Raw genomic sequence first — 14,952 nt, 5'->3', positions numbered from 1 at the left:
TTAAAAATACCTTTCATATTCAGCGATTTGAGTTGTACTTTCAACCGATGGGACAAAATATTTTTCCCTTATTTTTTTATATTCGGGATCTGCAAAAAAACTGAGTTTCCTTTCTTTATTTTTGAAATAAATTAAAAATAGTCGATTGATAGAAGATTCTGTTTCCGATTTTAATGTTTCTTGGATTTTGAAATCATACCGAAAACCACCTTCATACTTATCTAACAAATATTTCATTTCAGTTCTATATTTCGTATAAAGTTCATCATCCTTTACTTGAATACCTATAATGGTTTCTAATGATAATAGTTGATTTTCCATATTTTCTCCTGCTGTAAAATTAAATTAAATTTTGAAATTTTTTGATTTTGATATTTTTAGCCAATTACTAGTCATAAAATTTTTGGTTTTTTTCCATTCTTCTGAATAAAGAAAATGACCAACCCCGCCATTATCACCAAAAAAGGAATACTTACTAAATTGAGAGAAAGCCAACCGATTTTGTTTTCCAAATAACCCGCGCTATAAGTGGAAAGGATCGCAAAAGAATAAACGATTGTATCATTTACCGCTTGGATGGAGTTTTTTTCCGATGGATGGTATTGTTCGACAAGTAGGTTTGTTCCACCTACATACATAAAATTCCAACCAATACCAAGTAAAATGAGCGCTGTTGCAAAAGGTAAAAATTCAGTCCCTTGGAGTGCCGCAAAACTTTCCAGAGCCATCACAAAAATTCCCAAAAGAATCAAATACGGTGCTGTCATTTTTCGCACCAATTGGCCTGAGAAAAAAGAAGGAATGTACATCCCTAAAATATGCCATTGTAATACCAAAGTGGACGCATGCATTTCATGGCCATGTGATTTCATTGCAACAGGTAAAGCAGACATAAGCATCGCCATGATTCCAAAACTAAAGGCAGTTGCTAAAATAGAAACCCATAGTCCAAAATTTTGAATATGATAAGAGAATGGTCTAACCGATGTTCTTGGAGATAAATCATTATTCGTTAGATTTGTATTTGTTATTTCTTTGTTGGGTGTGGGTAAAAATAGGATAAAGAAAAACTGCAAACATAAGTTAAAAATTAAAATTAAATAACATCCCAAATATAATGAGTTTGGGAAAAGTTCCTTTCCATAGAGGCCGGCAAGTGGGCCAAGAAATGCCGCTGGAATTCCTGCAATTAAAATCCAAGACAATGCACTTGCTCTATCATGAGTTGGAACAGATTCCATGGCAACAAATCTTAAATATTGGATAAATGCTTGGTGGAACCCATATAACAAATGTGCAACGGAGAAAAGAATGAAATTTTTCTCATACATAGCATAGGATATAAGAGCCGCACCTAAAATTCCAATGACTGTCCCTGTAAGTAATCCAAATTTACTTCCTTTCCATTTCATGATCCTGGATGCAGGAATTAAACCCAGCAGAGTTCCTAAAATCACGAAGGATATAGGTAAAGAAGCAGATTCTGGAGCAGGTGCTATGTTTTGGCCTGCCAGTGCAGAGACTGCCATAATCATAACAGTTCCAATTTGAAAGACAGTTTGTGTGATCGAAAAAATTCCTAGGATTTGTAATTTATCTATAATTTTTTTCATAAGAGAGATATGTTTTAGACAATAGAAATTTGTATTTTAATCATTTAGATCCCTAACTTTGAAATGATTTCTTTAGCTTGGGATACGAAATGCTTTTCTTCTTCTTTTTGAAAGGGAACAAAGATATTTTTTTCAAACCGAATAGAAAGATGGGCGTATTCGATACATCCAGCTACTGTTAATTCTGGTTTTGCTTTGCCTGGAAAAATTTTGATATCTGATCCGTCGGGAACCACAAGGGATCGGGGAGGGATTTTTTTCCCACCGCGAATCATACAACCAGCAGCAATTTGGGAACCATCACCTATTTCTGCACTATCAAGAATGATAGAGCCAATCCCAACAAGAACCCCTTTTCCAATTTTGCAACCATGGATCATTACGTTGTGTCCAACTAATGTCCATTCGCCGATACTTATGGGACTTGTGCTATCTGTGTGTAAAGTGGAATTGTCTTGGATATTGACATAACTTCCTAGTTTGATTGTATTCATATCGGCCCGCACCACAGCACCCGGCCATAAAGATACGGAAGTTCCGTATTCAATCATACCAAAAGCAGTGGCAGATGGGTGGATGAATGGTTTGGTAAAAACAGGAATTTCTGAATAGGACATGATATCAAAATCAACTTAGACTTTGAATTTCGCAACCGATAAATGTTATATCGTCTTGTTTTACGTCTCCTTCTGTAAACGAAGATAGTTCGCTGAGTACTTTTGCCATTGTATGATCCAAACTCATCTTTAGGTTCTCTTTTAAAATATCATACAATCGTTCTTCACCAAACAATTCTTTGTCTTCGTTAAATTGTTCAAAAATTCCATCGGTAAAAAGAAAAATACGATCCCCTTCTTCAATTTGGTGTTCGATGACCCGGTATTGGGTATGATCCATAAGTCCAATGATTTTCCCAGTCCTTGGAAGGAGTTTGATGTCATGAATTCTCTGATGGATTTGGTCGGGATGTCCTGCAGAAGCATAAAATAACATTTTGTTTTTTAAATCAATATCACAGACAGAACAAGTAAATATGGTTTGAACATTACTGTATTTGTTAATAAAAATTTGGTTCATATGAAATACTAAATCGTCAGGATGATCATAAATCATTTTGAGTGATTCGTATTCTGCTTTGATTGCCATGGTGATGAGAGCGGCTTGGATTCCGTGTCCTGTGGCATCTGCTACAAAAATTCGATAGTAGTCAGGTTTTACTTGTGTTAGGTCATAAAAATCTCCACCCACCTCTGACATTGATTGGTAATAGGAATGGAAATGAATTCTTGGATCGCTTGTTTTAATGTCAGAAAACAAAGTTTTTTGAATTTTTTTAGCAACGTTCAAATCCTTTTTGATTAAGTTTAATGATTCATCCAAAGTTTTTGTTCGTTCTCTAACTTTTTCTTCCAATGTCACTAGTGCTAATGCTTGGGTATTTGCTTTTTCTTCTTTTAGTTCGTTGATTTTGTTGGCAAGAGCAAGTGATAAAATGCCAGCTTCTAAAGTGGAGCCAATTTGATTTGCATAAATCGTAAATAGATTCACAGGCAAAATACCATTTTGCATCAAAGTATACATTAAAATTCCAAAAAGTAAGGTAATCCAACCAAAAAGAAATAACCTGGCTTGTTTATTTCCCGTACTATAATTGACTAAGGCGACCACAAGGACAGAAACAACAAAAATTTGTGCAATTAGATTTCCTAAACGAACGGCAATGGGAATGGATAGATAGGAATACGGAATTAAAATATAAAATAGAACAATGATTTTTAAAGATTGGATGAGTCTATGAGACCAAGGATTTAGTTCTCGTAGATTGAGAGTTTGTTGGGCAAAAGTCCAACCTGATAATGCGGAACAAGTAACAATGATACTACCAATTCGATTGTGAATTTCTGGATGGTCTAATGTGACTATCTGATTGAGAATTCCATTTAAATACATTTGTAAGGCCAAATTAAAAAAAATGGATATGGAATAGGAAATGTATGCTTTCTCTTTTAAGATAAAATAAATGAATAAATTATAAATTACCATAATGAATATGGTTCCGTAAAAAAATCCCAGAATGGTGTTTTCTAAATTTTCTTTTAAATAAAAAGTTTCTTTGGAATAAAATCGAATCAAATAACTTATATTTGATGAAGATTTTGTTTCTAGGATTAATGTTTTTGTTTCATTTTCTTTCCAATCCAATTCAAAAGCAATGGATTTAGAAAAAGCGTCCCAGTGTGAATGGGCAATAAAATCTCCACCTTCTTTAATGGGTTCTGGATTTCCCTCTTCATAGAGACGAACAAAATCTAAATGTGGATTTCCTAAATCAAGGATCAGTTTGTTTGCAGAAGTTTGGTTGGTTGCTTTGATCCGAAGGTAAACATGATCCGATTGGAAACCTAAACTTAAATTGTTTTTAAAGATTGGTGTCCATCGGAGTTTTTGAAAATCTACATCAATGGCCGAAGAGATCGCATAATCGATTTTTTGCGGAACAAAACTATCATCAGTGATAGACTTTTGTATTTCCAGTCGGGAACAGGATAAGACCAAACCCGACAAAATGACTGTTAGGAGTGCCCTCATAAACTCGGATGATTTCCCGATAAAAATCGGGATTTGTCAAAACAAATTTATCTTAAACTATATCCGTTCTTCTTTGCTGTTTCTACAAGGGAATCAGAAAGTTCTTTGAACCTATCTTGTGTAAATGTTTTGTCATAGGACATAAGTCTAAACCGATAGGTGACAGATTTTTTTCCTTCACCCACTGTTTCCCCTTGGAAGATGGTTTGGACAAAAACAGATTCTAGTTCTGGAATTTTCATCTCTTTCACGAGGTTTGCAAAAGATTCAGTTGCGTCTTTTTCGTTCATGAGTAAAGAAAGATCCAATTGGCCTTGCGGGAAATTAGAAGGTGGAACAAAATGTGAGTTCCTTCCATACTTTTCCCAAACTTCCACTAACTTTTCCATATTGATTTTAGAAAGAATGGCTCTGCGTTTTAAATCATATTCATCCGCATAACGCGTGTGAAGGATGCCTAGTTCGGCAATCTCAACTCCATCGTAAGTCAAAACAAGTCCAGCACTAGGGTGGAAATAGTTTCGATTTGTTTTGGCCCATTCGAACTTCGGTAGGTTTAAATACTGGAAAAGTTCAGAAATGGTTTCTCTAACTTGTAAGAACTCTAATTCAACACCTGTTAAGTCATTTGGTTTGTTTTTGGAAAGAGAAAGGATGGACATCCAACGTCTTTCTTCCGCAAGTTCCGTTCCTTTTCCTTCTTTATGATAGGTTCTACCTAGTTCAAACAAATTAACAGACTCAAATCGGTCTTGGTTGAGTTTGGCTTGTTTGATAAGTCCTGGGAATAAACTGTTTCGTAGTAACGAATGTTCGTCTGGCATTTCATTGGCAATTTTTAAGGACGAACTTTCTTCTTTTGATTCGAATTTAGAATCAGTAGGGGAGGCAAAAGAATAATTATAAACTTCGTTGAATCCCATTTCTAAAGCGAGGAAGTTTTTGACCCTTCTTTCCAATTCACGTAATGGATTTCGAATTGGTGTTTCCACTGCCATAGAAAGGGCTTCAGTTTTGATCGAAGCATAACCAATGGTTCTTCCAATTTCTTCCACAAGATCTTCGGGGATTGTAACATCATAGTTTTGTCTGTATTTAGGAACAAGAACCGTTAATTCTTCTTCCTTGTTTGTGACTTTGAATCCAAGTCTGTTTAGGATTTCCGTGACTTCACTTTGTGAAATGTTTTTACCTAATTTATTACGTAAGAAAGTTAGATTCGTTTGAATGGTAACCGATTTTGATTCTGTTTGGTTGAAACCTTGAGGTTCATAAACTTTGATGTTTGGATTTCCATTCTCCTTCAATAGTTGCACTGCCCGTTTCATCACAGGTAAACAAGTATAACTATCTAAACCTTTTTCATAACGAACCGCAGATTCTGTACGGATATTGGTTTTACGGATTGTATAACGAACATCTTCTCTTTTGAAAACTGCCGATTCCATCACTATGTTTTTGGTAGAATCGATCACCGCAGAATCCTTTCCTCCCATCACACCCGCGAGGGCAACGGGATCTTTTCCATTCTGAATGAGAAGAAGATCTTTTTGAAGTTTTGGAGTTGTATCATCTAACAAAGGGAAGGAGTCACCTTCTTTTGATTTTACAACAGAAAAGGATGTGGACTTTAATCTTTCGCGGTCAAAAAAATGTGTGGGTTGCCCTAGCTCTAACAAAAGATAGTTGGAAACATCCACAACATTATTGATCGAACGAATTCCACATTTTTCGAGTCTAGATTTGATTTTGGTATTTGATGGAGTGATATTTACATTCTGTATAGAACAAACATAATACGCGTGTGCATTGTCTGTTTTTTCTACGGTGAGTCCTTCATTTCCGGATTCCCATTTTGTATCTGCTTGGAAAGGAAAATCATTCAAAGGCAATTGGAGTTGGGATGCCAGTTCACGTGCAAATCCAAAATGATTCCAAAGGTCTGGTCTATGTGTGATGGATTTATTATCAATCGTGAGAATGGTATCTTCCCATAAATATAGTTTGCGAACGGAGATTCCAAGACTTGTGTCCGCAGGGAAAATCAAAACACCAGAAGATTCTAAAGCGAGACCCAATTCTTTTTCGGAACAATACATCCCTTGGGAACGAACACCCCTTAGTTCCGAATCTAAAATTTCTTTTCCATCTAATTTGGTTCCCGGAAGAGCCAAAGGAACAATGTCACCCACATTCACATTGGTGGCAGCTGTGACAATTTGGTATTCCTTGGAGCCATCTGTGGCGATGGTTGTTTGCAGTTTCTCCGCATTGGGATGTTTTTCCAGTGATTTGATTTTGACAGTGATAACCGACGATAGGTGGACTTTAAATTCTTCCACATCATCAATTTCGCAAATGGATGTATTAATTTTTTCCAGAACCTTTTCGAACGGAATCTGGGAGAGCGGGGTAAATTCGTTTAACCAATCAACTGAAAGTTTCAAGTGAAATCCTTAATTGATAAAAACGGTGGGAAAGCGAACGGGTCAATCCGAAATTCCAAGTTCTGTCTTCAGAAATTGAAGGCAATCCTCGGAAGTCATCGGTTTGGCAAAATAAAATCCTTGGATGAGGTCAACTCCACTTTCTGCAAGTAATTGTACCTGTTCCTCGGTTTCCGCACCTTCCGCAACCACACTCAAACCAAGGTTATGTGCTAGGTTGGAAACAGCATGGATGATGGTTTTGGAATCTTTGTCGGATGTGATCTCAGATACAAAAGAACGGTCAATTTTTAAGGAGGAAATGGGAAGTTTTTTCAAATACCCCAAACTGCTATACCCAGTTCCAAAATCATCAATGGCGATTTTGGCCCCGAGTTTTCGAATCTCTTGCATCGTACGAACGGCAGCATCAGCATTTTCCATAACGGAACTTTCTGTAAGTTCCACTTCTAAATCATGCGGATCCACTTTGAATAGTTTTAAGTTTTCCGCAATGGTTGAAATGAGTCTTTCGTGTTTGAACTGTTTGGTGGAAATATTGACCGCCATTGAAACATCATTAATCCCTTCATCTTTCCAATACCTCATGGTTTGGATGGCTGACTTAATCACCCATTCCCCAATTGCTAAAATCATTCCTGTTTCTTCGGAGATGGGAATAAAAACATTGGGAGAGATAAGTCCACGTTCCGGATGACGCCAACGAATGAGAGCTTCTACACCCGTTGGTTTTTTTGTATAAAGATCGATTTTGGGTTGGTACATCAAAGTGAATTGATTTTCGATGATGGCAATCCGCATCCGGTTTTCGATTTCTAATCGTTCTGCCACAACGGTTTGGAGTTCTTCAGTGAAAAATACATAACAGTTTTTCCCTTGCGACTTTGCTAAGTTGAGGGCACTATCTGCATTTTTTAGAAGGGTATTGGAATCTTTTCCGTCTGTTGGGTATAAGGCGATACCAATTGATATATTAACAAATATCCTTTCGCCATCAATGACAAATGGATGTGTCATCGCATCTAAAATAGATTCGGAAATGACGGCTGCGTCTCTTTCGTTTGATAAATCAGGTAATACAACTGTAAACTCATCTCCACCTTGTCTACTGATCAAATCATACACTCGTATACTTTCTCGAATTCGATAAGCAACTAGTTTGATGATTTTGTCACCAAAGTCATGGCCTCTGGAATCATTGATGATTTTGAAATTATCCAAATCAATTGCAAGAACTCCGACGAGGTTTCCATGCCTTCTTGCTTCTTCAAAGATAGGAAATAGTTTATCAATAAGAGAATTACGATTGGGAAGGTTTGTGAGTTGGTCAAAAAAAGCCATGTAGGCGATTTTTTCTTCTGCATGCCTTCTTTGTGTGATGTCGAGAAAGGCAACTGCCAGACCAAAGTTTTCCATAGGGATGGGAGTGGCTAAAATATCAAACCAAGTAATTTTATCTTCCTTGATCAGACCAATTTCCATATTACGAATTACTTCTTTGTGACGAAGGGCTCGCATCAGGCTGGAATTTCTTGGATAGATTTTACTTCCATTGGGTTGGATGAGGGTGTATTTACGAATGTTTAAAGTACGATTTAAAAGTTCCCCGTCCTGGATGTTAAAGTAGGTTCTTGCTGTTTTATTGGTTTCAATAATTTTTCCTTTTTCATCCGTTATTGCAATTCCCATAGGAAGGTTATCAAAAATCGATTTGTACTTCTGCTGTTGGAGGAGGAATTCAAAGGATATATCTTTTTGGATTGTGACATCGCGATCAAAACCCAAAATGATTTTGGACTCACGTAAAGGGATGAGTAACCAAATGATCCATACCTCTTCTTTAGAGTTTGTGACCAAACGGTTTTCGAAATTTACAATATTCGGATTTTCACCCAGACTATCAAAAGTGTATTTTGTGTTCTCTTTGTCGTCTTCGTGAGCAAAGTCGACTATAGATTTGCCGACAATTTCTTTGGGTTCAAATTCTAAAAACCGAGCAAAACGTTCGGTAACAGAAACAAAATTCCCTTCCCAATCTAATACTTGAAAACTATTCGGATATTCGGCAAGGAGTGACTTAACTGTGAGTCCAGAGAGAATTTTACTGCCTAATGGCTCATTTTGCATGTATTTCTTTGCCTAAAAAATAAACTGATTCGATGGATCCAGGGAAATTAAATCCTTCAAATGGTGACCAGCCGGACTTACTTTTAACCATTGATTTTTTAAATTCAACTGGTTTTTTTAAATTTAGGATAGAAAAATTCGCCGCATAACCTTGATTAATGATACCAACTCCTTTGCCAAAATGGTTAGGAAGGTAGGGGGCCACAAATTCGCCAGGGTTTTTGGAACATATTGTTGCTATGGTCTTCATGGGAATGTTTAATTTGAGTATCATATAGGTGACAAACAACCCATAAGTATCGAGTTGAGAGATCCCACTGGTTCCCTTTTGTTTTTCTTCTATAGAATGGGGGGCGTGATCCGTTGCCAAATAGTCAATATGCCCATCCAAAATCCCTTTTACCATAGCTTCGCGGTCTTCTTTGCCACGAAGTGGAGGGTTCATTTGAAACCATTTATGATTGGTTTCTGTTAACATATCTGTATCAAACATCAAATGAGTGGGTGTCACTTCACAAGTCACATTCACTCCTCGTTTTTTAGCCGCGATGATTTTAGAAAGACCGTCTTTTGTCGAATAATGACAAAGTTTGCCTTTGAGATTGTATTTTTCGATCAAATACAAAGCAAAATCGGTAGCCACTGTTTCTGCTTCTTTGGGTCGTCTTTCTTCATGGGTAGGTTGTGACTGATTAGCAATTAAGATTTCTGGATCTTCGCAGTGAAAACTAATGTCTTGGCCCACATAATGTTTGATGACTTCTTCTAAAGAAGCATTGTCATGAAAAAATAATTCTCCGATGGATGGACCCATAAACACTTTATAGGGAACTTTTTTCTCCAAAGGTTTGGTATGTGGGCCGATCCCTGCATACAAAGTGATATGGATGGGTGCTTTTTTAGTGAGCGCCTGTTTTGCGGCGTAGGATTCATCATCAATGGGAGGAACCGGATTGTTTGGCATATCAGCCACATGGATCACACCCCCATTGATGGCAGCGTTACCTGCTGAGATAAAATCTTCTTTATAAGTATGTTTTCCACTCACATCTTCTCTTGCGTGGATGTGGATATCACCGAAACCAGGAAAAATCACCGAACCATCAGAAAACTGGCGAGCATCGGCATCGATTCCATCTTTTATAGATGTGATGAGTCCGGTATTCGAATCAAATTCTATCGTACCTTCAAATTCCCTTTCGTGGGTTACGATCTTCCCTGCAATTTTTTCCATTTTGCCCCTATGAATCTGCAGATTCTAAGAGACTAGGAAAGTTTCAAGGGAATTTACTTGGGATTTGAGAGTGTTTAGAACCCCGTTTCTTGGTTCATTGAGTACGGGGCAATTAAAATCAAATCAGTCCCATTTGGATAAGATATCAATGATATCATTTCCAAACCGCTCCACTTTGGCAGGGCCAACACCTTTTGTGGCTTCTAGTTCAGAAAGGTTCTTTGGTTTTCTTTCTGCAATTCGTTTGAGAACAGGATTTTGAAATACCATAAACTTCTTCCATTTGAGTTGTCTTGCTTTCCGATCCCGATAGTTTATGAGTTCTTTCAATATTTGTGAATTGAGAGTGGGTGGTTTTTTCAGTTTTGTGGCTGATAGATTCGTATTATCAGAGTTAGATGAAGAAGATTTCGATTTTATTTTGGCAAAATTGGGCAAATAAAGTTTTGGATATTTGGCTCCGGCCACGAGGACTTTTTTTTCTTCTACCCAAGTTTCCAGTTTAGCCACCACTGCTTCTTCTGGAATTCCATCCAATTTTCCATGGAAGGGATTTCGTTCCATTCGGTATCGGAGTACATCTTTGGTTCGTTTGCCTACAAGAGTTTTAGCGATGATGGTTTTTCCAAATACGGCCGGATGTTCTTTCAAAAAATTTTGGATGGTTTCTTCTTCCCATTCGGAAAGAGGATAATCCCGTTTTTCATTTTTCTTTTGAACTTTTGCAGCTTCCGATTTTAAAAATTTAGAACGGTGGAGATTGGCACCTACTTCAGTGCAGATATCACAACTTCCGCAAGGAGAAATGGTTTCGCCAAAATAGGAACAAAGTTGGGTCTGCCTACATTCTTCTTTGCCCGCATATTCTTTTATGTATTTGAGAAGAGTGTCTCCTCCTTTGAAGTTTGTTTCTTTTGATAACATAAAAGCTTGAGTGGCCACGTCCCCCGCTTTAAAAAACAAAACACATTCCGATCCAAGTCCGTCTCTTCCGGCTCGACCTGCTTCTTGGTAATAAGCTTCCAGAGAAGCCGGGACTTGGTAATGCACCACCAAACGAACATCAGGTTGGTCCATTCCCATCCCAAAGGCATTGGTGGCCACAAGGATAGGAACTTTACCAGAAGAGTAGGCATTTTGTGTTCGTTCCCGGATTCCATCAGTGCGACCTGCATGGTACTTTCCCACAGAGAATCCGAAGTCTTTTAAAAGATCATAAACTTCGTCGGTTTTTTTTCTTGTGGCACAGTAAACAATGGCGCGACCCGGAAATTTTCTTCCGTCTTTCCAAGGTTCTAAAAGTTCAATGAGTCTGTCCGCCTTGTCCCTTTCGGCAGCCGGATATTCCACACTGAACTTTAAATTGGGTCTATAAAAAGTAGAAAGTACTACTTTGGGTGATTTCATTCCAAGAGCTGCTTGGACATCGGTTTGGACTTTGCCTGTGGCTGTTGCAGTCAGTGCGAGGATGGGAAAATTAGGACGAGGGTGACGTTCCCGCAAAACATGGATTTGGCGATATTCAGGGCGAAAGTCATGTCCCCACTGCGAAACGCAATGCGCTTCATCCACAACAAGGGCAAATAAATCCAGTTCCCGAAAGATACGTAAGAATCCATTCGACAAGGCTCTCTCTGGGGAAACGAGTAGGACTCGAATTTCTCCTTTTACCGACTTGGCAAGGATGGTCATTTGTTCCACTTCGTCTTGAGTGGAATTACAAAACGCCGCAGGAATTCCTTTGGCGAGTAAACTCTCGGTTTGGTCTTTCATTAAAGCAATGAGAGGAGATATAACTAGGGTTAGTTTGTTTTTCTGAATGCTGGCGGGGAATTGGTAGATGAGAGATTTTCCCGCACCGGTTGGTAAAATGGCCAAGGTGTCTTGTCCCTCGAAGATGGAACGAATGGCCTCTTCTTGGCCCGGGCGAAATTCCGAAAAACCGAATTTGGTTTTGAGTTCCGAACGTAGATCCAAGGTAACTCTCAAGATTTCTGCAAATCCGAAAGGGTCAACGATAAGATTCCCCATTTTACCCTCATTTTTGAATTTTACAGAATCGAGTGATCCGGAAATTGTAACGAAGACCGATGCTTTTTAATACTTTTGTTTTTTTGTTATTCTTTCTGGTCGTTTATTCGGTCTTTTTGGGATTCGGATGGTTTGCCGGAAAACAGAAATGGGCCTACCGCGCACAAAACCTTTGGCTCCTTCTCGCATCCTATTTTTTTTACGGATGGTGGGAGTGGTTTTTTCTAACCCTCATTCTTATCAGTACCATCATCGACTACTGTGCTGCCATCTTCATCGAAAGTACAGAAAACCAAATCCGTCGTCGCCTCTATCTATCGGTTTCGATTGTTGCCAACTTGGGCCTACTTTTTACAATGAAGTACTACGATTTTTTCGCAGTGAACCTCATTGACTCTTGGAACCAATTGGCCTTGTGGATGGGTTCCACTGCTGCCACCGATTCGAATACTTACTTGTTAAGAAATATCATCTTACCGGTAGGAATTAGTTTTTATACCTTCCAAACCATGTCCTATACCATCGATGTGTTTCGCAGACAAATCAAAGCGGAACGTGACTTTTTTGACTTTGCTCTCTTTGTGAATTATTTCCCACAACTTGTGGCAGGTCCCATCGAACGTGCCCAAGACCTTCTTCCCCAATTGAAAAAACCAAAATTCCCGACTTGGGACGGGGTGCAAAAAGGATTGTATGATATCCTTCTTGGTTATTTTATGAAGGTGTATGTGGCAGATAATTTATCCACATATGTAGACCAAGTTTTCCTTGCTGGAAAATCTCTTTATACACAAAATCCAGACATCATCCAAGCTATGGACGGCTCACAAGTGTTTGCTGGTGGATTTTTGTTTTTAACACAAATTTATTGTGACTTTGCTGGGTATTCTTTTATTGCTCTTGGTGTTTCTAGACTTCTTGGTGTCACTCTCACTGTTAATTTTGAAACTCCAGAATTTTCCAAAACACCTACAGAGTTTTGGAACCGTTGGCATGTAACACTGAATCGGTGGTTTCGCGATTATATTTATATTTCCCTTGGTGGGAGTAAATACGGTAAATTTGCACAGTACAGAAACTTATTTATTATTTTCTTTTTGTCCGGACTTTGGCACGGAGCCAATTGGACTTTTATCACTTGGGGTTGTTTGCAAGGGATTTATACCATTATTTATCTGGTTGCCTTTGCCAAAAAGAAAGAAGACAAAACAAGTGATTTGGAAATCGTCCCTCCTTCCTTATGGGAAAAAATCCAAAGTATCCTTTCGGGAACTTTTTCTAGAGTACTCATTTATACACTCGTTGTTTTTAGTGCTGTAGGCTTTCGTTCTTATGATGCCAATATGATGTTTCTTTATATGAAAAAATTCTTAATGGTTTGGGATTGGGACTTAAATCCAAATAATAATATTAAGGATATGTTGGGTCTTTTCGAAGAATATTTTAAGATTTTTTTACCACTACTCATCATCGATGGAATCACTTATTTCAAAAAAGAAAGGTATTGGGTTTTTGTATCCCATCCACTGGTTCAAGTTTTTGTTTTGTTTTTTATGGGATTTCTCATCCTCACCCGTGGAGTTTTTGGAAAGGAGGTAATCTACTTTGCGTTCTAAATTTTTAGGAATAGGGATTACCCTTTTATTGTTTTTGGTTTTGGAAATTGTGGTTCGACTTACCGGAGTTCATTATTTAGAACAACCAGAAATCTTTTTTGTAAACTTAAAGAAAAAGTTCGTGGAATCTGGAACAGGTGATGCCGATATCATTGTGTTAGGTGATTCAAGGTCGATGGCCCTAGCTGGTTACTCAAAACAATCTGGAATTGAATTTTCTGTTTATAATCATAGTTTGCCGGCCATGGGGCCAAAATACTATCGTTTCTTCTTAGATAAGTATCTACAAAAAGGAAATACAAAACCAAAAATGGTTTTGTTTGCTGCATCACCTAAACTATATTCTACGGGATATGGCCCACCACTGTATGATCCAGATGCAAAACAAGTAAAAGAAAATGAATCCGTTTCTACTTATTTGAATCGAAGATGGAACGAAGGGATCGAGAAAAATTTTTTCCGAACTCCAACACCAAGTAATATTGTGAGTTACAGTGGAAAACAAGAGGACTTCAACCAAATCCTTTGGGAATTTTTTGGTCATAGATACCTACACCAATTTACGTATTCAGAACTATCCGAACAATACTCCGGTGTGGAAAGATTGTTTATCCTCTCCAAAGCAGCACCTTTGTTATACGAATCGTACCGGTTCCATGGAGCCATTCGTAATGCGCTTAGTGGGTCCAATTGGAAGGTAAACAAAAATTATAAAGAAAAATCCCTCTTTTGTGAATCCTGTGAAAACATAGAAGCAGGGCTTTGTAAACCATCCGCTTCCCAATTAGAGGACAATCTTACCATTGAAGACCAAATTAGTCGTCATTTAGGAAAATACAATATCTCCAATCGATTGAAACCGGAACTGGTGATGTTTTCCAAACAATTGGTTCGTAAGGAATTGGAGGATGAATTGAAAAATCCCCTCCCTTATACATATACAAACCCTGACTTTGTGGTTTTGAAAGATCTGATCGAATACACTCGTTCGCGGGGAATTAGTTTTGGACTGGTATATATGCCTTGGCTGAAAGAAAGGCAAAACACTCGGGAATCCCAAGACTTACTTGCTGATCTAAAAGTTTTTTTTAAAGAGAATCCGGAGGCTGGGCTCTTTTTCTTTCCCGAATCTTCTTACCCAAGCGATCGATTTGTAGATAATATCCATTACGATTGCCGAGGAGAAAAACGGGTAAACGAAGAATTTCGCCAATTTGTTCTTCCTCAGGTGTTCCGTTTTTTGCATTCCAAACAAAAATCCAATTGATTTCCGATTTCCGGTGATGGAGAATTAG

Annotated in this window: 10 protein-coding genes; 2 read left to right on the top strand and 8 right to left on the bottom strand. The window is 38.0% G+C overall.

Going from position 1 to position 14,952, the window contains the following annotated elements; all coding sequences use genetic code 11:
* From EHQ16_RS04820 to EHQ16_RS04785, 8 genes are all read right to left on the bottom strand, one after another.
* Positions 1-321, bottom strand: coding sequence for a DUF1330 domain-containing protein (locus EHQ16_RS04820; RefSeq protein WP_135635110.1), 321 nt, complete (start codon positions 319-321; stop codon positions 1-3).
* 71 nt (positions 322-392) lie between these two features.
* A complete protein-coding gene (locus tag EHQ16_RS04815) occupies positions 393-1,613 on the bottom strand; it encodes an MFS transporter (protein WP_135635112.1) in 1,221 nt (406 codons plus the stop codon).
* Positions 1,614-1,657: 44 nt separating this feature from the next.
* Entirely contained in the window at positions 1,658-2,215 is a 558-nt protein-coding gene (locus EHQ16_RS04810) for a gamma carbonic anhydrase family protein (RefSeq protein ID WP_409035603.1), read from the bottom strand.
* A gap of 25 nt (positions 2,216-2,240) precedes the next feature.
* Positions 2,241-4,202, bottom strand: a complete 1,962-nt coding sequence (locus EHQ16_RS04805; protein WP_135635117.1) for a 7TM diverse intracellular signaling domain-containing protein — start codon at positions 4,200-4,202, stop codon at positions 2,241-2,243.
* A 47-nt stretch (positions 4,203-4,249) separates the two neighbouring features.
* Positions 4,250-6,649 carry a phenylalanine--tRNA ligase subunit beta gene (gene pheT / locus EHQ16_RS04800; RefSeq protein WP_135635120.1) on the bottom strand — a complete coding sequence of 800 codons (2,400 nt, stop codon included), beginning with the start codon at positions 6,647-6,649 and terminating at the stop codon, positions 4,250-4,252.
* Positions 6,650-6,691: 42 nt separating this feature from the next.
* Positions 6,692-8,776, bottom strand: a complete 2,085-nt coding sequence (locus tag EHQ16_RS04795) for a sensor domain-containing protein (protein ID WP_135635122.1) — start codon at positions 8,774-8,776, stop codon at positions 6,692-6,694.
* Entirely contained in the window at positions 8,766-10,010 is a 1,245-nt protein-coding gene (locus EHQ16_RS04790; RefSeq protein ID WP_135635124.1) for an amidohydrolase family protein, read from the bottom strand. Before EHQ16_RS04790 ends, EHQ16_RS04795 begins: the two co-directional genes overlap by 11 nt.
* Positions 10,011-10,133: 123 nt before the next feature.
* On the bottom strand, positions 10,134-12,041 hold the full coding sequence (locus EHQ16_RS04785) for a RecQ family ATP-dependent DNA helicase (protein WP_135635126.1): 1,908 nt from the start codon (positions 12,039-12,041) through the stop codon (positions 10,134-10,136).
* A gap of 59 nt (positions 12,042-12,100) precedes the next feature.
* On the opposite strand from EHQ16_RS04785, the gene EHQ16_RS04780 reads away from it, so the two are divergent.
* Positions 12,101-13,657, top strand: a complete 1,557-nt coding sequence (locus tag EHQ16_RS04780) for an MBOAT family O-acyltransferase (RefSeq protein WP_135635129.1) — start codon at positions 12,101-12,103, stop codon at positions 13,655-13,657.
* Positions 13,647-14,924 (top strand): DUF1574 domain-containing protein, encoded by a 1,278-nt coding sequence (locus tag EHQ16_RS04775; RefSeq protein WP_135635130.1) that lies wholly within the window; start codon positions 13,647-13,649, stop codon positions 14,922-14,924. The genes EHQ16_RS04780 and EHQ16_RS04775 overlap by 11 nt, the downstream gene beginning before the upstream one ends.
* Positions 14,925-14,952: the final 28 nt, after the last annotated feature.

The sequence above is a fragment of the Leptospira kanakyensis genome (assembly GCF_004769235.1).
Taxonomy (GTDB): domain Bacteria; phylum Spirochaetota; class Leptospiria; order Leptospirales; family Leptospiraceae; genus Leptospira_A; species Leptospira_A kanakyensis.
Note: the sequence above shows the minus strand (reverse complement) of the source record. Positions and strands in the feature narration are given on the sequence as shown.